The following is a 22,813-nucleotide window of genomic DNA, read 5'->3' on the forward strand; positions in this document are numbered from 1 at the left end:
TTCTTTGCAAAAGAAAAGAGATTCCAAACGCTAGGTAGGGCGAATGGAAGCTCTCGTTTGTTGGTTTGAGAGGCATCCTTCAACAAGCAGGCTCTCTCAGCCATAAAAATTTGAACGTATCATATAACGCCAACCGTGCCTTGAAGATCATCTTCGCGCAGGATTCTTTTTCCGCATAATGCGTGCGGGACATTTCCTGCCATCGGTGAACCATCGACATGTTTTACAACCAAGACAGGGGCGATAATTCATATTCTCCATCGATCGCACGACAAATGATGGATCGGCAAGAAACGCCCTACCATAGGCGACAAAATCACAGGAATTATGTTCCACGAGAACGTTGCCTCGTGCAAGCGTGTCAATCCCCCATACGGTGATGACGGGGATGTGTATGTGCGGCTTGATCGAAGAACCTGCGTATACAATGCTGCTATATTCATAATCGGCAGGCAGATGGAAGTTCCGTGTCTGCGGTATCCCGTGCGAGACATGTAGCATTTCGATGCCGATATCCTCGAACGCCTGCGCTACTGCAATATCCTCCTCCAGTGAATTTGTCCAGCCCATTCGATAGGACAGGATGAAATGGTCATCGGCGAATTTCTGAATACCGCCCACGATCTCCCGGGCAAACGTCAGCCGCCCATACAGATCTCCTCCATATTTGTCGCTGCGTCGGTTCGCCTCGGCGGAGGTCATCATATTCAGAAAAAAACCATGTGCGCCGTGTAGTTCGACACCATCTGCTCCCGCACAGAAACAAATATATGCGGCATTTATAAAATCATCTCGTATGCGCTCCAAATCTGCTATTGTCAGCGTGTTGACATCTTTGGAATCAAATGCCAAAAAATCATATCCACCTTTGCCCAACTGTACAAAGAACCTGCTTCCACACCTATGACAACGATCTGCAAGCTGCTGCAGATATGGAATATGTCGCTTTGAATACGCTCCTGCTCCACCGGATGTTCCGGCAGAACGCGCCATGGGATCGTCTGATGCTGATATGCTCAGAGACTGGCTGATGAGAAGCCCAATCTCTTGATCGCAATATTCAAGGTATTCGCGGATAAGCACATCTCCCATAATCCCGTCACTGCAAGGAAACCCGAACCGTACCATCGGCGCCATAACGATTCTGTTTTTGAACATCACTTTTTTGATCTGATAGGATGAAAAAATATTGCTCATACATGACTCCCTCCTAAATCTTGCTATTTTTGTCAGCATCATTATAATCGTTGTATACCACTCAATATAGTACGCATTAATTTGTAAGATACTATCTAAAAGGAGAGAATTACATGATTCAAAATCTCTGCCGCAGCAAAGAGGCTCCGTTTTTATCAACCTTAGCGGTCATCGGGGGCAAGTGGAAAATGCGCATCCTCTATGAGCTTTCATGTGATTCCATTTTACGATATGGCGCTCTGAAACGAAATCTGGCTCCTATCACGCACAAAATGCTGAGTACGCAGCTGAAGGAGCTTGAAAAAGATGGCATGATTATACGCAAGGAATATCCACAAGTGCCCCCAAAGGTCGAATACTCCCTGTCCGATAAAGGAAAAACATTCGTCCCCATCATCAACGCAATGTGCGATTGGGGAAAAGCGTATCCCATCAACAGCTCATTCGGCACTCACTAAAAAGTGCCTACTTGTGCCAGTCTCCGACACGCAGTACTATAAATCAAGCGTTTTACGACATATAATACTGCAAAGGAGAATGAAATGAGTAAGCAGGCACATGATAAGAACGTATATATCATTCACGGGTTTGACGCATCATCCACGCGGCACTGGTTCCCCTGGCTGAACAAATTTCTGACAGACAAAGGTGTTACCACTGAATCCATCGATATGCCGACACCAGCACAGCCGGACTGCAAAACATGGATATCATTTCTCTCAGAGCATCTCACGAGCATAACATCAAACACCTATTTTGTTGCCCATAGTCTGGGATGCATTACAACGCTGCGATATTTACAAACAGTCGCTGCACCAATCGGCGGCGTTGTACTCGTTTCCGGATTCGATCAGTCGATTCCAGACTTTTCGTTCCTCGATGAATTCACCGCCACACCCCCGAACTATAAACTGCTTTCAAGAACAATCCCAAACAGAGCTGTTGTTTCCGCCATAGACGATCCGATTGTCCCCCACGAGTTCAGCCGCTCGTTTGCCGAACGATTCGACGCAGTCTTTTATGAGACCAAGACGGGCAGACACTATCTGGACGTTGACGGCGTGACAACACTCCCCATCGCTGCCGATGTACTGTCTCGCATGATGGAATAATTGCAAATAGAATACCGTGTCCGATGAAGCAGAAAAGAGATTCCAAACGCTAGATAGGGCGAATGAAAATCTCTATCCTAACCGGAGAATGGTGTATCCCCATCATGCACGTACGAATTTTCCTGCCACGAATGCAAAGACAGCGGCGAGCAAAACAAAGCTAGTGATGATGCAGCACATGGCGACGGGCGTGCCGTCCGAGAACACAGCGAGGAGAGCGGAGGAGATCATGCCGCTGCCGTATTGGAGTGCGCCGATGAGTGCCGCCGCAGAACCCGTGATCTCATCCGGAACTTTGGAGAGTGCCGCCGCATTGGAGCACGCGGTAATAATACCATTTGTACTGCATACCAAGAACATGGGAATGGCAATCCCCCACAGACCGAGCTTACCCGTCAGTCCATCCGCTAGCAGCCAGAGAGAAAAGAGTGCAGCAATGCTCGTTGCTGCCTTGAGCAGCCGTGAGAGGGAGAAATGTGTCACAAACATGCGGTTGAAGTAACTCACCGCTGCAACGCCGATGATGTTGACACCGAAGAACAGCCCATAGTACTGCGGATCAATACCGAAGTGACGGATGTAGATGACAGGCGACTCCGTAATGAAGGCATACACCGCCACATAGAAGAACGTCACGCTGAGGGTATTCATCATGAAGGATTTCATCCGTACGAGCCTCCCATAGCTCTTGAATGCCGCACCGAGGCTCTCGGCAGAGCGTTTTTCGTGCGGCAGCGTCTCCGGCAGGAAATGCACGGAGAAAACGAGCAGTACGGCAATCGCAGCCATCAGCCAGAAAACCATGCGCCAACCACCGGCGCCCATGAGAAATGCACCGAGCAGTGGTCCCGCGATCGGCGCCGCCGACATAATGAGGACGAGTGTCGAGAGCATTGCTGCCGCCTGACTGCTCGTGTAGAGGTCACGCATCATCGCGCGGCTGAGCATCGGGCCGACACATGCGCCGACGGCCTGTACCACACGGAATCCGATGACGGCCTCCATCGAGGGTGCCAGTGCGCAGCCGACCGATCCGATGAAAAAGAGCAGTGCACCGATCGCGAGCGGAATGCGACGACCAATGTGATCGCTGATCGGCCCCCAGACGAGCTGGGCAATGGAAAAGCCAACGAGGAAGCTCGTGATCGTCAGGGCTACTGCACCGCCGAGGTCATCCTGCATCGCAGGCATCGCGGGCAGGTAGATGTCCGTCGACAGCGAGGCGAATGCCATAAAGGCACTTAGGATCATCATAAAGGACAGACTGCGTTTCGGTTCCTGCATAGTAATTTCCTTTCCATTTCCGCATAACGGATGCTCTTTTTCTTGTTGATATTGCATATTATAACTACTGCATCGGTATCTGTAAAAAAAGAGATTCCAAACGTCAATCGGACGAATGGAATCTCTTTTTTCGCATTTTTATTGTTCCAGTGATTTGAGTGCTGCCTGCTTCGCATGAATGCGTGTGGTATCAAAGAGTGGAATATCGGTATCAGATTGCTGAATAAGAAGTCCGATTTCCGTGCATCCCAGGATGATCCCCTGCGCCCCGTTTCGTGCGAGTTCATGAATAATGTCCAGATATGCGGCTTTGGACTTCTCAGAAATTTTTCCAAGACACAGTTCATCGTAAATAATGCGATTGACGATATCGACACCAGCATCATTTGGAATGAGAACCTCAATTCCCTGTTCGATCAAAATATTTTTATAGAAATCCTGCTGCATAGTGTATTTCGTACCGAGCAGACCGACTTTTCGGATGCCGTGTTTCTTTAGCTGCACAGCGGTCATGTCCGCAATATGCAGGATTGGGATATGAATTCTCCTGCCGATTTCAGGCGCTACCTTGTGCATCGTATTGGTGCAGATTACGATATAATCTGCCCCCGCCCGTTCCAATGCTTGTGCGGCTTCAGACAAAACATCTGCGCTCTTATCCCATTCTCCGCCTGCTTGATATTTCTCGATTTCATCAAAATCAACACTGTATAGAATACATTTTGCAGAGTGCAGACCGCCCAGCTGCTTTTTTATCGTTTCGTTGATGACCTGATAGTATGTCACGGTGCTTTCCCAGCTCATACCACCGATCAGCCCTATTGTTTTCATCATATCACCTCTGCCATTACGATAGCACCGCCCGTCCGTCATGACAAGGTAAAAATTGTAGGGAGGACAATTCACCCCGCTCTGCCTTTGTTCTTCCTAGAGAATCAATGTCTCCGTCTGCGGCGGGATCGTATTTTCCTCCATCAAATCATGAACAATCCGCAGTCCGCGCACGAGCTCCTCATTCGTTGGCGGCGAGCAGAGGGCAAGACGGATAAAGGAATGCTCCGCCTCGCTGCCGACGGCAAAGCAATCCGACGAGAGGACACGCACACCGCGATGCTGCGCCTGCGCCTCAAAATTCGCCCCACCGCATCCCACAGGCAGCGACATCCATTGGAAGAAGCTGCGTGTATTCCCCGTATGTGCAGGGAAGAGCCCTCGAAAGATGCGATTGCGCTCCTCAGTCAGCCGACATTTCTCCCGCATTATACGCTCCGCCGCGCCGCTGGCAATCAGCTCTGATGCAATCGCGGCACTCAGCGGCGGGATCGCCATACTGATGCTGCGCGCCGCTCTTCGAATGAGCTGCCTAAAATGCGATGGAACAAGCATGTATGCAACACGCAGTCCGGGACAGGTAAGTTTTGAAAGACTGTGCAGATAAACGGACTGCCGTGGGAGGAGCACGGTCATGGGCGCAGCGTTCCCGCGTGCCGTAAAGCCGTAGGCATCGTCCTCAATCAAAAGGATGTTGTGCTTACGCAGCACTGCTGCAATCTCCTTGCGCCGCTCCTCAGGCATGACGATGCCAGTCGGATTCGCGCAGGACGGCATAAGATAGACACCCTTGATGTTTATCTGCTGATGCTGCTGTGCGAGCGCATCCGGCAGCATCCCGTCCACATCCCCCTCGATGGGGATGAGTCGGATGTTCAGCTGTTTTGCAAGGCTGATGAAATTCGCATACGTATACCTGTCCACCGCAATTCGATCCCCTGCATCGAACAGCGCAGTGAGTACGATTGCAAGTGCACTCTGCGTGCCAGCAGTAAGAAGGAGATTCGTCGGCTCTGCCTCAAGAGAAAAACGTGCAAGCCAGCGGCATGCAGTCCGCGCATGACGCTCCTCATCCTCTGCACCGAGAAGCGCAAAGAGGTGCGTTGCCTCCCTGCCGCGCAGGATCTCCCGTGCGGTGTCTGCAAGAATCTCGCTAAGTGAATCGTACGGATGAATGCTGCCAAGTTCAATAAGAGACTTTTTCGTATCTGCTGTTGTATTCGACAATGCTGCATTCGGCGAGACGAACGTCCCGCGTCCAATAACTGCATAGACCAACCCCTTGTCCGTACAAAGACGAAAGGCGCGCGTCACCGTGCTCAGATTGAGATCGAGGTAGTCGGCAAGCTCCCGCTGCGGCGGGAGTTTTGTATGCGGCGACAGCCGTCCGCTGAGGATATCACGTTCAAGCTGCGCGGCAAGCGCACGGTAGAACGGAGGATGCAGATGGATACGTTCTGGACGCCACGTCATCGGATAATCATCGAACGAATTGATGGGCATATAACAGCTCCTGCAACATTGTCATACATACAATTTTACTGTTGAAATCACACAATAGGCAGTCTAACATAATAATTGTATGTATTATATCACAAAGGGGATGCCAGTGGAGATGAAAAATAACGTTACTTCAACGTGCACAGCGATATCCGCCTCACTTTATATCCTGCCCTTTATCCTGGTCGGCTCGTTTCTGTCCATCTTCGACCAGTTCGTTATCAATGTCGCCGCCCCCGCCATCATTTCCTCCTTACATCCGTCGGCTGCAGAATTCGAGGGCATTATGAGCGGATACGCGCTCGTCTATGGGGCGGGGCTGATGGTCGGGGGACACCTCGGCGACCGTTTCGGACGGCGGCGTATCTATCGTCTCGGACTGTTTCTTTTTGCCGTGACCTCGTTGCTCTGCGGTGCTGCTCAGACAGCACTGCAGCTTGTTGTCGCACGCCTTCTGCAGGGGCTTTCGGGCGCCGTCATGGTGCCGCAGGTACTTGCTCTGATTCGTGTCTCATACGAAGAGAATGCACGTGTGCAGGCACTATCTGCATTCGGCGTGTCCATTGGGCTCGGGCAGATCATGGGGCAGGTACTCGGCGGCTGGATTCCCGCATGGGATTTCCTCGGACTCGGTTGGCGCATGATTTTCCTTGCCAACATGCCGATCTGCCTGATCGCCGGCATTGGCTGCAGGTCGCTGCCCGCATGCCCAAACTCTGCACACGAGGCATACCAAAAGCAGTTCGGAAATCCTCTTCGACTCTTTCGTTATCGTGGCTATACGGTCGGAATTTTTCTCAATGTATGCCTGTACGCCGCCATTGTCCCCTTCTTCGTCGTGCTCGGTCTCTACCTGCAGAATATCTGTGACCTCACACCGCAGACGGCGGGGCTCGTCTTTATGGCGGTCGGCACGGGATTCGTCCTCGCCTCGTCCACAGGACCTGCACTCATGCGGAAGTTCGCGCCGCCGCGCGTACTGATCTGCGGAACGATCTGTACCAGCGTGGGCATCCTCGCCGTGTTGCTTGGTACAATCACAGGACGAGCCACTGCGATTCCCTTCGTCATTCTCGCTCTGTTTGTCCTCGGTGTCGGCAACGGCACAGTGATTCCCATTGCAACGGGTGTTGTCCTGCGCTATCTGCCGATGGCGGACGCTGGCGTTGGTGGTGCCATCCTGACGACGGGACAGCAACTTGCGGGTGCGCTTGGGATTGTGCTTGCAGGCGAGTTTCTCATGGGAGACGGCGCATCCCTCAGCTCTCCCGCCACCTATGTGGACGGTCTCGCCCTTCAGGTGTGCGCCGCATCGGCTGCACTCTGCTGCGCCGCTCTCCTCAGCCGTATCCCCACCGCCACGCAAAATGTATCCTAAGTCGCAATATCAAATCAGACAGCAGAACATAACAGAATCAAAAACTATGGCCGAAGATTTTTTAGTGCGGCATCGAAGCATTCTTGCAGCGCCTCATAACCTAGAATTTTGAGTGGCAGCGTATTGACCCAATCCTCTACGCGCTCCACTTCTTCCTCGCTCAAGTTCGTCATATCCATCCCCTTCGGAATGAAATACCAAATGAGCGCATTCTGCTTCCCCTTCGTTCCACATTCCCTATGGACGTAAGGACGAGCATAGTACGCCTTCGCCTCCGGAACAGCGTCTTGCAGACGAGCAAACCGCTCCCATTGTCGCAGATGGTCGTATGAAACACCTGTGAAAATGTGCCCCGCAGCGATCTCTTAGTTAGGTGGTCTTCGTGCAGATCTGGACCTCAAATAGATATGTACGTCTGTTGAGCCCGCAGATCGCACCAGGGGAATGCTTGTCTTTAAGAATGCGGGGGCTTCAACATATCGGATGAAATCCCGCGCGCAATGAGCTTGGAGGACTTTACTGCGTTCTTGCGATTACGCTCATAAACGATTTGACCAGTTTCGTCAAAATGCTGGTCATAGTATGTCCAGTCTGAACGCATCTGCCTTGCTGTACTGCGCTTTATTTCAGCGTACAGAGTGGAGCATGCGATGCCGAGGTTTTGGGCGATTTTCACCTTAGGAATTCCAAGACGCAGCATCGCTCCGATCGGTCAGTGCTGATAAGCGTTTAAGTATTTGAATGTGCGGCGTTTAGTGAATGCAGATCAAGTACTTGACCTGATTTATCTGGAGTATCTGAAAGCTAATGTGTCATATATACATGATCGTCGGGTGGAAACATACCCTTATGCAAGAGATTCCATACATTATGCCCTCCCGCCGCTGCAATCTCAAGCGCACGCTTCGCCTGATACTGTCCCTATACGTCCGCAAAGTCATCGGTAAAAGCCGCATCTTTTTTCTGTTCTGTTGGATGTGGCACAGCAGGAGTCAGCGTCTCCGTTCCCGTCAGATGACGCACGAGCTGCGCCAGATTCTCGACCGCATAGACCTTTAGTCCGTCAAACGAGCAGTGCCTCATCTGCATTGGACGGTGCAACGTAGAACTCCGTAAGTCCCCGCTCACGCGCCGTAATCGCCATTGGGAGAATGCCGCTGGTCGGACGACAGTTCCCATCGAGAGAAAGCTCCGCTGAGAAAAGTGCACTCTGCACCGCCGCCTCCGGAACCATACCGTAGGATGCAAGGAGTCCGACGGCAATCGGAAGATCAAGCCCGGAGCTGTCCTTTCGCACATCGGCGGGCGCAAGATTCACCGTCACCCGCTCCTGCCGCAGCTGAATGCCGGAGTTGCGAATCGCCGTCCGTACCCGCTCCTTCGACTCCTTCACCGACGTATCGGGAAGCCCGACCAGCTCAAAGCCCGGCAGCCCCGGTGACACATCCACCTCAACGTCGATAATCCGTCCGTCAATCCCGAGGGGCACGCACCATAAGTCTTTGCAAACAACGGCCTTCCCTCCCACGTTTCACATGATGATTCCTGTTAACCATCTGCCCCCATGAAGCCTATTTATTTGACAGATTTTGTTGCAATATAGGTTTTGATGTTCATGTCATGTAGTCTGCCAAAACCATTGGTGTCTTCATATAGATCAAGCAGCGTAAATCCTGCTTTCAGTTGTCCCCCGATCTGTTCGGTCATCGTATGAGAGAACTGCATCCCAGAGCGTTCCGCCAGCATGAACGCCCTAGCTTTTTCATCTTTCAATGGATTGAACGGCATATTCCAAACAATCTCTTTTTCTTCATTGTCAACCATATAGTTGATTTCACTGTTCAATCCAGAAAGCAACATGCCGCCTTGTTTCAAAACTCTGTACGCTTCACGGAAGACAAACTCCACATCTTCCACATAGCAGTTTGAAACAGGGTGAAATACAATATCAAAACTTTCATCTGGAAAAGGGAATTTTTTTGTCATGTCCCCCTCAATCGCATCAATATGATAGCCTTCCCGCTCAGCTACCAACAATTCAGATGCTATCTGCTTCGAGGAGTAATCAAGCACTGCACATTCTGCGCCCAACGCATGAAAGATTGGCATTTGCTGACCGCCGCCCGATGCCAACCCCAGAATCTTCTTCCCTTTTAGATCACCAAACCATTCATGCGGAACACAAACCGTAGGCGTCAGTAAGACATTCCAATTCCCCTGCTTCGCTTCAAGATACTCCTCATGAGACGTAGATTTTCCCCATATCCACCCTTCTTCAACCCACCGATCAATCGTTTCTTTATTTATATCTTGATAGACCTTTGCAAACAACGGCTCTCCCTCCTACGCTTCAAATATAAGAAAATTATAACACAGGAGAGGGTAAGATGACTAATGATTCTTTACAAAAGAAAAGAGATTCCAAACGCTAGGTCGGGCGAATGGAATCTGTGTTGATCTTGAATTCTTCACACCCATTGTTATGTTGAGAGTCTTTCAACTAAAAGAAAATACACATCCTTAAACCAAAGATTGTATAGCATATTGGATGTGCATTATTTTGTTCAGTAATTATATTTTTGAGTGGCATTATCGCCGATAGGGCATCGGCCAATCCCTCTATTTTTTGTACCCAGTCCACTGTTCATATTTATTGGCGCAGTGGTAACCCGCCTTGGTTTCTTTGCCCTTGAACGAACTCTTTTTATTGATGCACACGCCCAAAACTCGATCATTTTCACAGCGAACAGACTTGCCGGATTCTCGCTTGCCCATCCAATGTTCACAAGTAGCACAGCATTTGCGGTTCAGTAGGACGCTCATTAATATCAACTCTTTTATTAATGATTCGCTAAATTTTCATGCCTGCCTAAATTGCAATATCAAATCGGACAGTAGAGCATAACAGAATCAAAAATTATGGGTGAAGATTTTTTCGTTCATTGTAAAACGAAATGGGACACATAAAAAGTCGAACATACAAAATCGCTCCGGCAAAACACCTTTGCCAAGGCCAGTATATTCGACGCTCATTCTACCATAAAACACCGTGTATTCAAACATCTAAACGTCAATCAGCGCGTACAGTCAAGCCGATGATTCGACTCCTTCCGCCTCTCTCTTGACAATAGGCAGAAGCAGTGATATTCTTCCTCACGGAAGCCATTATCACGACAAACAGCATACTGATGAATCAGGTGTCGCAAGACTCAATAGAGAAGCCGGAAGAGCCGGCGCGGTCCCGCCACTGTGTCAGCGAGCGAATCTGCAGGAAACGTCACTGAGGAAACTTGGGAAGGCGCAGAGGAGCGATGAACTGGAGCCAGGAGAACTGCCTGATCAACGATCACCGTCTGACCTGCGAGCGACGGGGAGGGGATCTGCGTCTTGCGCCGGATCGATCCGCATCTTTGCGGCGTCGTTTCGGTGGTGATTTTCTGCACTTCGGCGCTGCACGCGGCGAGGCAAGGATATTTTGCAGTCTCTTCTCTCATTCGCAGAAAGGGGCTGCCTTTATTTTGCGAATGTCCAAGACGCAAAACAGCACCTCTTCTCACAGACCTCGGACGTATGCTCTGCAAATCTACAGCTTCCATGGGCGTCGCAGGAAATGCTTTCAGCAAAAAGGGGACTGCGGCGGAGAACTCATATTTTTGATGGGGTGAACACATGAACACGAAGAGAAGAAATGCACTCATCACGATCGGCGTCGGACTCATCCTATGGTTCCTGCCGGTTCCTGACGGAGTCACAGTACTCGCCTGGCATTTGCTTGCGGTCTTTATCGCGACAGTGCTGGGCTTTATCCTGCATCCGCTGCCGATCGGCGCGGTGGCCTTCATCGCGATTTCCTTCTCCGCATGGGCAGGCCTGCTAAAGACGTCCGATGCCTTGGCAGGCTACGGCAACAGCACGATCTGGCTGATCGTCTGTGCGTTCCTCTATTCCCGCGGCTTCATCAAGAGCGGACTCGGCAAACGCATCGCTTTCCGCATCATCGAGGCAATCGGCAAGAGCGCGTTGTCGCTCGGCTATGCCATCGCCCTGAGCGAGCTTGTGATCTCGCCCGCGACGCCCTCGGCCACAGCGCGCGGCGGCGGCATTCTCTATCCAATCGTGCGTTCACTCGCGGAGGCTCTAGGCTCGAAACCCGGTGAGAGCGCACGCCGCATCGGCACCTACCTCATGCAGGTCGGCTACCATACGGACGCCGTGACCTGCACGATGTTCGTGACCTCGATGGCGGGCAACCCGCTCTGCGTGGCGCTCGCTGAGAAGACGCTGGGTGTTCAGGTCACGTGGATGGGCTGGGCGAGCGCTGCAATTGTGCCGGGACTCATCGCGCTCCTGCTCGTCCCCTATGTCATGATGAAACTTTCGCCGCCTGAACTCGTGCGTATTCCCGACGCCAAGGATCTGGCACAGCGTGAGCTTTCCGAAATGGGGCCGATGAGCCTTGCGGAAAAGGGACTTTCCGTCATCTTCGTCGTCTCTCTCGCACTCTGGGCAAGCTCCGGCCTCACGAACATCGACGCGACACCCGTTGCCATGGGCGCAGTCTGCCTCATGCTGATACTCGACATCATCAACTGGCAGGACGTCATCCAGGAAAAGGGTGCATGGGACGCGATGTTCTGGATGGGCTCTTTGATGACACTCGCTTCGGCTCTCGCAAAATCGGGCATCATCACATGGATCGCCAATGGTGCGGGCGCGGCGATTTCCTCGCTCGGCTTCGGTTGGCTTATTTCCTGCCTCATCATCCTGCTCTTCTACACCTACATCCACTACGCCTTCGCCAGTGTCACGGCACGCATCAGTGCCCTCTATGCGGCATTCATCGCTGTCAGCGTCAGCGTCGGTGCACCGCCCCTTTTGGTCGCCATCATCTTCGGCATCTTCGCCGATGTGCCGATCTCCCTCACGCATTACGGCAACGGCTGTGCCCCGATCTACTTTGGCGGAGGCTATGTCTCGCAAAGCGAATGGTGGAAGAACGGCTTCATCATGACGACCATTACGACGCTGATCTACCTGACAATTGGCGCGGCATGGTGGAAAGTCTTGGGCCTTTGGTAAATAGTAAATCACTGGCAGCCCCCTACGTGGGGGCTTTTTATATACCATTCTCCCCTCCCTCGTTGCCCGTAAACAGGACGACAAACTCTTTTGGCTCCCTGAGTCTGTCATAATATCCTCTTGTAACTGATTCTTGATATAATTCCAGAATAAGAGAATTATGACTTAGTGTAGGGGAAAATGGCTAATGATTCTTTGCAAAACTACAAGAGATCCCAAACGCTAGTACAGTGACTGGGATCTCTTGTATGATAGAGTTTTTCTTCGTTCAGACGTACGGACGGACATCCTATTTTCCTGTGATAGGTTGACCTTCATCAAATCGCTCTGCCATATGCTTGTAATGAAGTACAGCTGACTAAGCAGTATGAACTATCACAGCTGTCAGTACGAATTGCCATTTTCATAGGTTTCCTCCATATTTCCGGTTTTTGGATTGACCCCATCTATAAATAGCTCTGCACCATGTGCCAACAACAATTCTTTTTGTTCCTCGTTGTATTTTTCTCCTACAACAGACAGCTCATCATAAACCATGCTTAACGCCGATGACCGAATATGCCACTCATCCTTCGTACTGCACATAGAATCGAAATCCGTATTGTAATTAGGGTCAGCCCCTCTGCTTAGTAAAAATTCCATAATACGAGCGTCTGGAATATATACCGATTCGCATAGCGGAGTACACAGACACCCAAATCCGTATAAATTGATATCAGCCCCATGCTCGAGAAGGTAATCAACGCACTTCTGCATCTGGGAAATTTTTCGTTCCACATCGTCCATGGATTTCCTAGGATCACATTCATCCAAATAATCATCTGCGACAGCCTCAACACATTTATAGACCGGAGTCCCACCGTCTTGGTCTATCGCCAGTACATCTGCACCGGCTTCTATTGCAATCCGTATGGCATCTATGTCGAGATTATCACAGGCCTTAAATAGTGATATATCCTTCTCTGTAAAGCGATTTATCTTCTCGCCGTGTAGTAGCTCCATATCCTTGAGAGAAAGCGTCGTAAAATAATCCTTGATTTCGTCCCATCCATAAGAAATGTCCTTTCGTTTATATCTGTTCCAGCTGAGCAAATCGTGAGCTCCATAATCTTTTTTTACGTCATCTGTGTCGATGATAATGTTCAGAACAGGGGCCGGAGTCATGCTCAACGAAGGCCCATCAATAAAGGTAGAATCTGTTGTTTGATATTCCGTGGAAACTGAATACCCCTCGGAAACTCTTATGATTCCAGATTCTGCAATCGACGCCATCGTTTCATACAGTGAATCAATTGCATCATTAGGTGTACCATTTTTATAGACCAGTTTATTAAAGGAACTGTTGATAGGAACCCATTTCACATCAAAGGCCGAGGAGTATTTAGATTTCATTACGCCCAATGACATAACGATTAGCTGCATGGCATAGGACAGCTTAAGTGATGTAATTTGATTCAGAATTGACGTATCAAAGGGCAATTCATCATGCGTTTGTCCATAAATCCGAATGCTTTCTTTTGGTCTGCTTATCGCCACTGGAAAATATCCGCAATTATAAGTCCGTATATCCGCATTTCGCAGACAATCGTTCACGCTATAGATATCGGAAATATTCATGCTATACATCTCCTACAACAGATAACAGCAACGAAACAGACATCGGAAAGAGACATTCAATCGACAGTAATTATACCATTTCCACTGCTTTGTGAGTAGAGCCTATTCCTCCCCTGCCAGATCGACCATTGTATTAGGCAACGGCTTGGCATCCTCCCCGCGTAGCGACTACGTATAGAAAGAGCGATACCTCTCAGTCACTGATGCGTGCCATCTTTGGGCTTGGTTTGAAGGGTATCGCTTTTTGTTGACATGCTTGTTTTTCGTGCAATACTAACAATATGAAAATTGCTTGTTCCAGCTGCCATGGGGAATTGGCCCCCGGCAGGAGCTGGAACAGGCAATTTTTCTATGCTGTTTTATACGTCACCGTATTTATCCTTGATGAGGATTTTCTGAATAACGCCATTCTGATCCGTCATGAAAACAACAAAGCGAATGCCCACCTCGCCACTTGGAAGGGAGAAAGGAAGCGCCCCAAACGGCGGCATGTAATCCTTCGCATATTTTTTTTCTGCTGCAGGACGTACCTCTAAGTTTTTAAAGATCTTCAGTACGTCAGCAATTTTCATTCCAACACGTACCCCGGATGGCATAACCAGTGCACTGTTCGTGCTCTCAATGGTCTGAACGAGTGGATTCGTTTTACCGCCAATAATGTCGTATGTGATGACAAACCCCTGCCCATAATAATCTACCAAATAGGATGGATAATTTCCTATTTTTCGTGTCTTCTCTCCATCCGGTTCGCCGTAGATACTTCGCACATACATCAGATCATTGCCGGGGGAAATCCCTGCGATTGACGCATCCTCAAGTGTCATGTCACGTGGCGCAGCCAGCGCGCTGCTCATGAGGAGCAGCATCAGTGCCACTGTGAAACAAAAGATATTCCGATACATGAAAATCCCTCCTGTTTGTTTTCCCTGTTCAGTGTCCGCCTTTTCCTCGCTCCTCCTGCGAGAAGAACTCCGCATAGGCGCGCAGAGTCTCTTCGACCTTTGCCCGTCCGACATACGGCGTATAATCCTCCTCAATATCTGTCTTTTCGCGGCTTGTCAATTCCCGTGAGAACTCCTCACGGAAGAGATCGGCCGGATCGCGAAATGGCGTTTTCTCCTTGTCATAGAGACACTCCCCCGCTCGATTGTAGATGCGAATGCCTTGAAAGGTATCCTGCTCGTAGAGCGTATGCAGGTTGTCGACGAGAGAGCGAACAACACGGTCATGATGTTCCCTTGGTGTCATGCGCGGAGTAAGCCCTGCCTCCTCCATCAGTCGATAGCGTTTCAGTGTACTGAGATATGATTTTTCGGGACGCACGAGAATCACATTTAGAGAGACATCATATCCACGTGCGGCAAGAAGATCATGCGTCCGTAGCGGCACCTCGGTCGTCCGCAGTGTCCCTTCAATGATGAGATGATACCGCGACAGGCTCAGATCGTCGATCAGAGCCTCCGTCATCTTCCCCGCGAACTGTTGTGTATGGAGGACAGCATCATCACCGTACTGTGCTTGCAGCTCAATGAAACGAGGGTGATACCTGCGGTAATCATCGCTCGAAATAAAGATGATATTTCCACCATGTGCTCGTGCACAGATATCTGCCAGTTTCGTTTTCCCTGCTCCAGGCTGTCCTGCAAGCAAATAGGCACGCGGATGCGTATCAGGTGCTGCACTGACCAAAAGATCGTCTTTGATGCGTTCTTTTTGTTCATTAAGTTCCTGCGGAGTGTAGTTATCCTGCATGATTGGTCTCCAGTTCCCGTATATAGGTGCGGGCATTTTCAAAGGTCTGCCGGAGTCTTTGTATATCCTCCATGGTATTGTATGAATCTCCAAGAATATTATGCAGCGTCACTCGTAGATTCTGTTGAACGAGGGAAATCGGCTGAACGGTATCATACCGATCAATGCCCATACGTTCTTTGATTCGATTCACATCGGCAAGCAGCTCTGCTATACCTTCATGCAAAATTTCTTTCGCTTCGATTACTTCGTACGGAATCATAGCATCGCCTCCTCTCTTTCATGATACCACAATGGTGCAGTGTTGACCATAGCGATCTTCCCTGTACCGCACTTGCCTGTGGGATAGATTCACCTCACTTCCTGTATCACATGATTGTTGGCGATGCCCCTATTCTCATCAATTGTATGTATACCAAGTGCCGCGCATCCCTTCTACATCAAAGGGTTATTGAAATACGGCGCATTTTAGCGTATAATGCGTTGAGAATTCACCATGATGGGAATTATACCAATCCATAGGGGGACATTGTATGTCATTAATTGTAAAGAAGTTTGGCGGAAGTTCGGTGGCTACCCCGGAGAAGATCAAGAACGTAGCAAAACGCATATTGCGTGAGAAAGCCCCCGATGATCGCATTGTCATGGTGGTATCTGCCATGGGCGATACGACGGATGATCTCATCGCGCTAGCTGGCGAAGTGGTGGAAAGCCCCTATCAGTACACGCGCGAGATGGATATGCTCATGACGACGGGGGAGCAGGTCTCGATCGCACTGCTCGCGATGGCATTCCGTGCTCTGGGACAGCCCGCCATATCTCTCACCGGTGGCATGGCAGGAATGCGCACAGATCATGCGCATACCAAGGGGCGTATTCTCGGAATCGAGCCAAAACGTGTGCACGAGGAGCTTGAAAAGGGCAACATTGTCGTTATCGCTGGCTTTCAGGGTACAGATGTCGACGGCAACCCAGTGACGCTTGGACGCGGTGGGTCGGATACCTCCGCCGTGGCGATCGCGGGCGCAATCGGCGCGGATACCTGCGAGATCTACACGGACGTTGATGGAATCTACTCCGCCGACCCGCGCATTGTCAAGGGCGCGCGCCGCATGAAGGAGATTACCTACAACGAGATGCTCGAGATGGCACGTCTCGGCGCGGGCGTTATGCAGCCACGCTCGGTGGAGATGGGACAGCTCTATAGCATCCCCATCCACGTTCGTTCGACCTTTACCTCAGAACCCGGAACCATCATTAGGGAGGAATATACAGTGGAAGAAAAGTCCTTTATCATTCGCGGTGTCGCACACGATGAGCACGTCGCTAAGATCACAGTGCTCGGTGTCTCCAACGTCCCGGGCGTTGCCTACAAGATATTCTCTGCCCTCGCCGATGCGAACATCGACGTGGATATGATCGTGCAGAGCCTCCGCAGTGCCGACTCCAATGTAACCGATATGGTGTTCACTGTTGCATCCATTGACGCCGAGGAAGCGCGCCGCGTTGTCGAAGGGATTTCGGCAGACATTCACGCATCTGGTGTATCCATTGACAATGATGTCGCGAAGATCTCCATTGTCGGAGCCGGTATGCTCGGCAATCCCGGTATTGCCTCCCGCATGTTCGGGGCACTCTCCAATGCAGGCATCAACCTCGAGATTATCAGCACCTCCGAGATCAGCATCTCCTGCCTCATCAAGGGCGGCAGCGTCAAGGACGCTGTCAACCGCATCCACGACGAGTTCTTTCCGAACGAGGCATAAGAATACGTGTATACACCTGTGCGGCTTGTGGACATAAGGAGAGTCGCGCGCTATCATCATATTACGCTACGACGGCACGGATCAACGACGCCCTACCCCTGCGGAGGACACGATGATCCGTGCTTTCCATCGAAAAGGAGAGCATATAACATGGCAATTCAAATGGCAGCATCACACGCGGCATCGCGCCGCCTGAAGGACGCGATCTTCGGCGCCAATGCGGCATGCCGCGCCGCAATCGCAGAGCACGGTGAGGAGCGCGTTGTCAACGCGACAATCGGTGCCGTCATGGACGACAGCGGTAAACTGGCACACCTGCCGACGGTCGAGCGCGTCTTCCGCTCCCTCCCCATCGAGGACTATATCGCCTATGCGCCGATCTCTGGGCTTCCGGAGTATCTCGAGGCAGCGATTGATATTACATTCGCCGGCAAGCGTCCTGCGGGCTATCTCGCCGCTGTCGCAACGGCAGGTGGAACGGGAGCTCTGCGCACCGCCGTCGACGACTACGTCGAGCGAGGCGATCAGGTGCTCACCTCGGACTGGTTCTGGGGAACGTACAACATCATCTGTCAGGAACTTGGCTCCTCCGTCACGACCTTCACGCTGTTCGACGAAGCCAACAACTTCAATCATAAGGCGTTTTCAGAGGCCGTCGATGCTCTTTGCAAAAAACAGGACAGCCTGCTCGTCATCCTCAACACACCTGCGCATAACCCGACGGGCTACAGTCTTTCTGCGGAGGACTGGGATCACGTTCTGGACACGGTCAAGGCACAGGCAAAGACCGGAAAGAAGATACAGCTCCTCGTCGATATCGCCTACATTGACTTTGCGGGCGAAAAGCATGCGACACGCGCCTTCATGCAGAAGTTTGCGGGACTCCCCGAAAACATCCTGACACTCTTCGCCTTCTCCATGTCCAAGGCGTATACATTCTACGGACAGCGCTGCGGCGCACTCATTGCTCTTTCTGCAAACAAGATGGTCATCGATGAGTTCAGCGAGATCAGCAAGTACGCTGCACGCGCAACGTGGTCGAACATCAACCGCGGTGCAATGACCCTCCTGACGCGTATTCAGCAGGACAGCGCAGCGTATGCCGCCTATGAGAGGGAGCGCGACGCACTGTACCGCCTCGTACAGGAACGCGGCGATATCTTCATGCAGGAGGCTGCCGCGTGCGGTCTGCCCGCCCTCCCCTATAAGGGCGGCTTCTTTCTCGCTATTCCTTCGAGCGATCCACAGGCGGTCTGCGACGCTCTCCACGAGGATCTCATCTTCGCTGTTCCACTGAAAATGGGCGTGCGTATTGCGGCATGCTCTGTGCCGAAATCGAAAATGCACGGGGTTGCAGAAAAAGTAAAGCGTGCTATGCGTAAGTTGTAAAATAAATTGACGCAAAAAGTTCCATTTTGCAAACGGTTCAGTTAAACTTTTAGTCACAACACAAAAAGAAACTGAAAGTGAGACTGCAAAATGGAACAGAATCATTGTACTACAAAAACAGGGAAATGGAAACAGCTGACGGAGCGGGATCGGTACAAAATCGAAGCCCTAAATTGCAATATCAAATCGGACAGTAGAGCATAACAGAATCAAAAATTATGGGTGAAGATTTTTTAGCGCGGCATCGAAGCGCTCTTGTGGCGTCTCATAACCTAGAATTTTACGTGGCAGTGAATTGATCCAATCCTCTAGGCGCTGCACTTCTTCCTCGCTCAAGTTCGTCATATCCATGCCCTTCGGAATGAAATACCGAACGAGGGCATTCTGCTTCTCGTTCGTTCCACGTTCCCAAGGTGCGTAAGGATGAGCATAGTACACCTTCGCCTCTGGAACAGCTTCTTGCAGACGAGCGAACTCGCTCCCATTGTCGCAGGTGATCGTACGAAATACCTGTGAAAATTGTGCCCCATAGAGCTCTCTTAGTTTGGCAATCCCCTCGGCAACCGCCTCTGCGGTCTTTGCACGAATCTTTATAAGGTGTCTCTTTCGCTTCTTACATTCATCTGCGGCAAGCAGAACAGGATCCGTTCCCTTTTTCCCGACGATGGTGTCAAGTTCCCAATTTCCAAAGGTGGAGCGTTCGTCAACAAGAGGGTCACGGCGGTCAATACTCTCACCGAGCGTCCTGCCGTCGTCATGGTTCTTTTTCTCTTTGCGCTTACGACGGCGTACCTTCTGTCGCAGGTCGATGTTTTTGACCTTGAGCAGCCCCATCGCAATGTAGTTGTAGATGGTCTTTGTGCAGACAGACACCTCGAGCAGATTCATACGCTTGGCACGCCCGCAGATTGCATCAGGAGAGTGTTTGTCTTTGAGAATGGCGTTTTCTACATACCGGATGAAGTTCTGTGCAGCATTAAATTTGGACGGTTTTCCGGAGTTCTCACGATTGCGCCCATAGCGCATTTGACCGGACTGTGCAACATACTGCTCATAGTACGTCCAATCGGAACGCTTCTGCGCTACCGTGCCGCGCTTTATTTCCTCGTACAAGGTGGAGCGGGCGATGCCAAGGTCTTTGGCGATTTTCACCTTGGGGACACCGAGACGCAGCATCGCTTCGATCTGCCCGCGCTGATAGGCGTTTAAGTGCTTGAATGTGCGGCGTTTTGTGGTAGAATGAGTGTGGGACATACAGAACCTCCTGGTAGTGTTTGTGCAAAGATATTTTACCAGATTGATTCTGTATGTTCTACTTTTTTATGTGTCCGATTTCATTTTACAATGAACCTTAAACTTTTAGCGAGTTATATCATCGCAGCATACATATCATTTGCTGACTTATATCCGAAAATCTTGCGCGGATAGTTGTTAACCCAATCTTCGATCCGCTGCAGTTCCTTCGGCTTCAATTTGCTGAAGTCCGTTCCCTTGGGAAGAAACCTGCGCAGCATCCGATTTCCGTTTTCGTTGCTTCCACGCTCCCAGCTGCTGTACGGATGCGCGTAATATACCTCGCCGCATTTGGCGGCACGCTTCATTCCTTCGCCATCCAAAAACTCTGACCCGTTGTCTGCCGTGATACTCTTGAATACGTGCGTAAAGTCTCCTTTGACGCGCCGCTGCAACCGACGAAGTGCTTGCAGTACTTCTTTTTGGCTCTTGTTCTTTATCAGAACATAGAGTGATTTCCTCGTCTGCCGTTCGACCAATGTTAAAATTACCGGCTTTGTCCCTTTGCGACCGACGACCAAGTCAATCTCCCAATGTCCGAACTCCTCTCTCCGATTCACCGGCTCAGGGCGCTCGTCGATGCTTTTCCCGTCCCGGTTATTCCACGCAACACCGCGCCTGCTGTTTTCTGTCTGTTTGTCTCGATTCTTTTTGTAGAGGAGGTCGTCGTTTGTGAGTTCGAGAAACAGCTGCTGATCGATATAGTTATACAGGGTCTTGACACAAATGCGGACATCATAGCTCCAGCCGCGTTGACAGAGCTCACCGATAACTGCCGCAGGAGACCATTTTTCTGTTTTGATCTTATGTTCAATGTGTCGAGCAAGCGCGTGGTCTTTATCGATTTTCAGCCCCCGCCCTTTACGAGCAGCGTTTTCCTCGTGTCGTCTTTGTGCTGCATCGGCAAGATACACCCACTGCACCTGCAGGTCTTCGCAGGTCTTGATATTCTTTGTCGCAGGTTTGAGCTGTGCTGTCATTCCAAGACGCCGCTCCCGCTCAATCGTACGCTTGGAGCAGCCAATGTACGCGGCGATTTCCTGCGGCTTCAACCCGGCCTGGAAATAGGCTTCGATTTTGTACCGATCCCGCTCCGTCAGCTGTTTCCATTTCCCTGTTTTTGTAGTACAATGATTCTGTTCCATTTTGCAGTCTCACTTTCAGTTTCTTTTTGTGTTGTGACTAAAAGTTTAACTGAACCGTTTGCAATATGGAACTTTTTGCGTCAATTTATTTTACAACTTACGGTCCGATTTCATTTTACAATGAACCCATATTTCTTTTTCTCATCTCGATAAGTGATTACAATACCGCCTTTGATTGGTGTGGACAAATTTGGGAAAACTTTGTCACTGTCTTCCTCATATTCCAACACTTTGAAATGTGGATCTTGCAACATCTTTTCGTTCCACGCCTTCGGCGTCGACCCTGCATTAAACAGAAACCTTGCAGGATGTATAAGTTCAACTTTATCAGCAATTTTATATGCTTCATCAAGAAATAAATGATAAATCGGAGGAGCATAATTACGCAAATCTCCATTAGATTCATCCTGATACGGCGGATTTCCAATCACAAAATCAAACTTCATTGTTCTTCCCCCCGTATTCACCCTACGATACTCCAGTCCGCTCTTCCGCCGCCAGTCATAGATGCGCACAGGCGGCATCTCTCCCGTATGCGCGGGGAACAGTCGGAGTTCCTCGATCTCCTCGGGCAGATCAAAGAGCATCAGCTCCATCGGCTCACTCTCCTCGGCATAGGGAATCGACCCACGTATCCCGTCCATCTGCCAGAGATTCCACACTATCGTGCGGATGATGGCGCGGTACTCCTGTGCTGTCGGCTTTCGCCGCCAGCGTGCACGCAGATACTTCTCGAACGTCATGAGGAGATTGTCCCCTTGGAACTCGTAGCCATACGTCGCCTGATAGGCGCGCACTGTCCACCGCATCCATTCCGTTTCATCCGCGACATTCTCGCACACGATGCGCAGTTTGCGGTCAAGAACGCCCTGCCGCTCCGCGAGCGGTACGCCCTCCATCGTCGCGACATCATAGCGGTGCACGAGATAGGGCGCCTCGCCGCAGGTGATCTCCAGCCGCCGCGCATCGACATAGTGCTGCCATTTTCTGCGGCGCGGAAAACTGACGCGCGCGGACGGCACACCGTCCACCATAAACGGATCCACACCGCCAAAGTACGCAGCATCCGCATCGCCGATCATCTGCCGACAGACGGAAAGTGGGGTAAACACCTCGGCATGCCGGCGCGTGCGCTCCGACTGCTGTTCCATCTCCTTGCGCGCCCGCGTCTTGATTACATCCGAGTGCTCTCCCGTAATCAGGGCAGGTCGGATCTCCTGTGTCCGCTCGTACGGAAAACCGAGGGAACGGTAGGCGTCCGTCGCCCAAATGATATTCCGTTTGGTCGTCTTATCCGCGAGAAGCGGGGCAAGGAGGCCCTTCGCGTGCAGCCGCAGAATCTCATCCTGTATTCCGACGAGCAAGATACACCTCCTTTTCCCATTCTCTCTCGTATGATCTGCTATTCGATATGATACTTCTCATAGAGCCGATGTCGCGCCTCACGATCCATCTGGTGGCTGTTTAATT

The 22,813-nt window shown here is 50.7% G+C and carries 19 protein-coding genes, 2 pseudogenes and 1 riboswitch; of the genes and pseudogenes, 7 read left to right on the top strand and 14 right to left on the bottom strand.

Translation table 11 applies throughout. The annotated features are described in order from the left end of the window. Positions 1–147 precede the first annotated feature (147 nt). Complete coding sequence (locus C1713_RS03195) at positions 148–1,197, bottom strand: oxidoreductase (RefSeq protein ID WP_102493024.1); 1,050 nt, start codon at positions 1,195–1,197, stop codon at positions 148–150. A gap of 113 nt (positions 1,198–1,310) precedes the next feature. On the opposite strand from C1713_RS03195, the gene C1713_RS03200 reads away from it, so the two are divergent. Both C1713_RS03200 and C1713_RS03205 read left to right on the top strand, forming a co-directional pair. Further along, positions 1,311–1,655: a winged helix-turn-helix transcriptional regulator gene (locus C1713_RS03200; protein WP_009442236.1), complete on the top strand. Its 345-nt coding sequence runs from the start codon at positions 1,311–1,313 to the stop codon at positions 1,653–1,655. Positions 1,656–1,739: 84 nt separating this feature from the next. Next, positions 1,740–2,309 carry an RBBP9/YdeN family alpha/beta hydrolase gene (locus C1713_RS03205; protein ID WP_102493025.1) on the top strand — a complete coding sequence of 190 codons (570 nt, stop codon included), beginning with the start codon at positions 1,740–1,742 and terminating at the stop codon, positions 2,307–2,309. 102 nt (positions 2,310–2,411) lie between these two features. On the opposite strand, the gene C1713_RS03210 is transcribed toward C1713_RS03205, so the two are convergent. From C1713_RS03210 to C1713_RS03220, 3 genes are all read right to left on the bottom strand, one after another. Beyond that, positions 2,412–3,593 carry a multidrug effflux MFS transporter gene (locus C1713_RS03210; RefSeq protein WP_102493026.1) on the bottom strand — a complete coding sequence of 394 codons (1,182 nt, stop codon included), beginning with the start codon at positions 3,591–3,593 and terminating at the stop codon, positions 2,412–2,414. A 138-nt stretch (positions 3,594–3,731) separates the two neighbouring features. Beyond that, positions 3,732–4,427: an aspartate/glutamate racemase family protein gene (locus tag C1713_RS03215; protein ID WP_338063639.1), complete on the bottom strand. Its 696-nt coding sequence runs from the start codon at positions 4,425–4,427 to the stop codon at positions 3,732–3,734. A gap of 93 nt (positions 4,428–4,520) precedes the next feature. Beyond that, positions 4,521–5,927 (bottom strand): aminotransferase-like domain-containing protein, encoded by a 1,407-nt coding sequence (locus tag C1713_RS03220; RefSeq protein WP_102493028.1) that lies wholly within the window; start codon positions 5,925–5,927, stop codon positions 4,521–4,523. 112 nt (positions 5,928–6,039) lie between these two features. Between C1713_RS03220 and C1713_RS03225 the strand changes: the two genes are divergently transcribed. After that, positions 6,040–7,302 (top strand): MFS transporter, encoded by a 1,263-nt coding sequence (locus C1713_RS03225; RefSeq protein WP_245870953.1) that lies wholly within the window; start codon positions 6,040–6,042, stop codon positions 7,300–7,302. Between the two features lie 804 nt (positions 7,303–8,106). Here the strand turns inward: C1713_RS03225 and C1713_RS12665 are convergent. The 3 genes and pseudogenes from C1713_RS12665 to C1713_RS03240 all read right to left on the bottom strand — a co-directional run. Further along, positions 8,107–8,199 (bottom strand): annotated as a pseudogene (locus tag C1713_RS12665) (hypothetical protein); the annotation flags it as partial. 27 nt (positions 8,200–8,226) lie between these two features. Beyond that, positions 8,227–8,814: pseudogene (locus C1713_RS03235) on the bottom strand (magnesium chelatase domain-containing protein); the annotation flags it as partial. Positions 8,815–8,877: 63 nt separating this feature from the next. Beyond that, positions 8,878–9,633 (bottom strand): class I SAM-dependent methyltransferase, encoded by a 756-nt coding sequence (locus C1713_RS03240; protein WP_102493030.1) that lies wholly within the window; start codon positions 9,631–9,633, stop codon positions 8,878–8,880. An 847-nt stretch (positions 9,634–10,480) separates the two neighbouring features. Then, positions 10,481–10,655, top strand: a riboswitch (cobalamin riboswitch). Between C1713_RS03240 and C1713_RS12050 the strand changes: the two genes are divergently transcribed. After that, the gene (locus C1713_RS12050) at positions 10,614–10,967 is read left to right on the top strand and encodes a hypothetical protein (protein WP_170950756.1); all 354 of its coding nucleotides are present in this window, start codon (positions 10,614–10,616) and stop codon (positions 10,965–10,967) included. Its footprint overlaps the riboswitch before it by 42 nt. A 4-nt stretch (positions 10,968–10,971) precedes the next feature. Further along, positions 10,972–12,381, top strand: a complete 1,410-nt coding sequence (locus C1713_RS03245) for a DASS family sodium-coupled anion symporter (protein ID WP_102493031.1) — start codon at positions 10,972–10,974, stop codon at positions 12,379–12,381. A gap of 384 nt (positions 12,382–12,765) precedes the next feature. Here C1713_RS03245 and C1713_RS03250 read toward each other — a convergent pair whose 3' ends face one another. The 4 genes from C1713_RS03250 to C1713_RS03265 form a co-directional block, all read right to left on the bottom strand. Further along, a complete protein-coding gene (locus C1713_RS03250) occupies positions 12,766–13,998 on the bottom strand; it encodes an ankyrin repeat domain-containing protein (RefSeq protein WP_102493032.1) in 1,233 nt (410 codons plus the stop codon). Between the two features lie 359 nt (positions 13,999–14,357). Then, positions 14,358–14,900, bottom strand: a complete 543-nt coding sequence (locus C1713_RS03255; RefSeq protein ID WP_061946741.1) for a hypothetical protein — start codon at positions 14,898–14,900, stop codon at positions 14,358–14,360. 28 nt (positions 14,901–14,928) lie between these two features. Beyond that, the gene (locus C1713_RS03260; RefSeq protein WP_170950757.1) at positions 14,929–15,750 is read right to left on the bottom strand and encodes a zeta toxin family protein; all 822 of its coding nucleotides are present in this window, start codon (positions 15,748–15,750) and stop codon (positions 14,929–14,931) included. Then, the gene (locus tag C1713_RS03265; RefSeq protein ID WP_009442267.1) at positions 15,740–16,012 is read right to left on the bottom strand and encodes a hypothetical protein; all 273 of its coding nucleotides are present in this window, start codon (positions 16,010–16,012) and stop codon (positions 15,740–15,742) included. Before C1713_RS03265 ends, C1713_RS03260 begins: the two co-directional genes overlap by 11 nt. A 271-nt stretch (positions 16,013–16,283) precedes the next feature. Between C1713_RS03265 and C1713_RS03270 the strand changes: the two genes are divergently transcribed. Beyond that, positions 16,284–17,516 (top strand): aspartate kinase, encoded by a 1,233-nt coding sequence (locus C1713_RS03270; RefSeq protein ID WP_009442268.1) that lies wholly within the window; start codon positions 16,284–16,286, stop codon positions 17,514–17,516. A 150-nt stretch (positions 17,517–17,666) separates the two neighbouring features. Further along, a complete protein-coding gene (locus C1713_RS03275; RefSeq protein WP_102493034.1) occupies positions 17,667–18,905 on the top strand; it encodes an aminotransferase class I/II-fold pyridoxal phosphate-dependent enzyme in 1,239 nt (412 codons plus the stop codon). Positions 18,906–19,121: 216 nt separating this feature from the next. On the opposite strand, the gene C1713_RS03280 is transcribed toward C1713_RS03275, so the two are convergent. The 3 genes from C1713_RS03280 to C1713_RS03290 all read right to left on the bottom strand — a co-directional run bounded on the left by C1713_RS03280 (position 19,122) and on the right by C1713_RS03290 (position 22,707). Beyond that, positions 19,122–20,159, bottom strand: a complete 1,038-nt coding sequence (locus C1713_RS03280) for an IS30 family transposase (RefSeq protein WP_102493035.1) — start codon at positions 20,157–20,159, stop codon at positions 19,122–19,124. Between the two features lie 113 nt (positions 20,160–20,272). Next, positions 20,273–21,343, bottom strand: coding sequence for an IS30 family transposase (locus C1713_RS03285; RefSeq protein ID WP_102493036.1), 1,071 nt, complete (start codon positions 21,341–21,343; stop codon positions 20,273–20,275). 110 nt (positions 21,344–21,453) lie between these two features. Next, complete coding sequence (locus C1713_RS03290) at positions 21,454–22,707, bottom strand: Eco57I restriction-modification methylase domain-containing protein (protein WP_102493037.1); 1,254 nt, start codon at positions 22,705–22,707, stop codon at positions 21,454–21,456. Between the last annotated feature and the right edge of the window lie 106 nt (positions 22,708–22,813).

Origin of the sequence: Centipeda felix (assembly GCF_900186465.1) — a bacterium.
GTDB lineage: Bacteria > Bacillota > Negativicutes > Selenomonadales > Selenomonadaceae > Centipeda > Centipeda felix.

What these genes read in the sequence shown, in the direction of transcription:
- C1713_RS03195 (WP_102493024.1), bottom strand. Translation starts at nt 1,197, where the DNA reads ATGAGCAATATTTTTTCATCCTATCAGATCAAAAAAGTGATGTTCAAA.
- C1713_RS03200 (WP_009442236.1), top strand. Translation starts at nt 1,311, where the DNA reads ATGATTCAAAATCTCTGCCGCAGCAAAGAGGCTCCGTTTTTATCAACC.
- C1713_RS03205 (WP_102493025.1), top strand. Translation starts at nt 1,740, where the DNA reads ATGAGTAAGCAGGCACATGATAAGAACGTATATATCATTCACGGGTTT.
- C1713_RS03210 (WP_102493026.1), bottom strand. Translation starts at nt 3,593, where the DNA reads ATGCAGGAACCGAAACGCAGTCTGTCCTTTATGATGATCCTAAGTGCC.
- C1713_RS03215 (WP_338063639.1), bottom strand. Translation starts at nt 4,427, where the DNA reads ATGATGAAAACAATAGGGCTGATCGGTGGTATGAGCTGGGAAAGCACC.
- C1713_RS03220 (WP_102493028.1), bottom strand. Translation starts at nt 5,927, where the DNA reads ATGCCCATCAATTCGTTCGATGATTATCCGATGACGTGGCGTCCAGAA.
- C1713_RS03225 (WP_245870953.1), top strand. Translation starts at nt 6,040, where the DNA reads ATGAAAAATAACGTTACTTCAACGTGCACAGCGATATCCGCCTCACTT.
- C1713_RS12050 (WP_170950756.1), top strand. Translation starts at nt 10,614, where the DNA reads ATGAACTGGAGCCAGGAGAACTGCCTGATCAACGATCACCGTCTGACC.
- C1713_RS03245 (WP_102493031.1), top strand. Translation starts at nt 10,972, where the DNA reads ATGAACACGAAGAGAAGAAATGCACTCATCACGATCGGCGTCGGACTC.
- C1713_RS03250 (WP_102493032.1), bottom strand. Translation starts at nt 13,998, where the DNA reads ATGAATATTTCCGATATCTATAGCGTGAACGATTGTCTGCGAAATGCG.
- C1713_RS03255 (WP_061946741.1), bottom strand. Translation starts at nt 14,900, where the DNA reads ATGTATCGGAATATCTTTTGTTTCACAGTGGCACTGATGCTGCTCCTC.
- C1713_RS03260 (WP_170950757.1), bottom strand. Translation starts at nt 15,750, where the DNA reads ATGCAGGATAACTACACTCCGCAGGAACTTAATGAACAAAAAGAACGC.
- C1713_RS03265 (WP_009442267.1), bottom strand. Translation starts at nt 16,012, where the DNA reads ATGATTCCGTACGAAGTAATCGAAGCGAAAGAAATTTTGCATGAAGGT.
- C1713_RS03270 (WP_009442268.1), top strand. Translation starts at nt 16,284, where the DNA reads ATGTCATTAATTGTAAAGAAGTTTGGCGGAAGTTCGGTGGCTACCCCG.
- C1713_RS03275 (WP_102493034.1), top strand. Translation starts at nt 17,667, where the DNA reads ATGGCAATTCAAATGGCAGCATCACACGCGGCATCGCGCCGCCTGAAG.
- C1713_RS03280 (WP_102493035.1), bottom strand. Translation starts at nt 20,159, where the DNA reads ATGTCCCACACTCATTCTACCACAAAACGCCGCACATTCAAGCACTTA.
- C1713_RS03285 (WP_102493036.1), bottom strand. Translation starts at nt 21,343, where the DNA reads ATGGAACAGAATCATTGTACTACAAAAACAGGGAAATGGAAACAGCTG.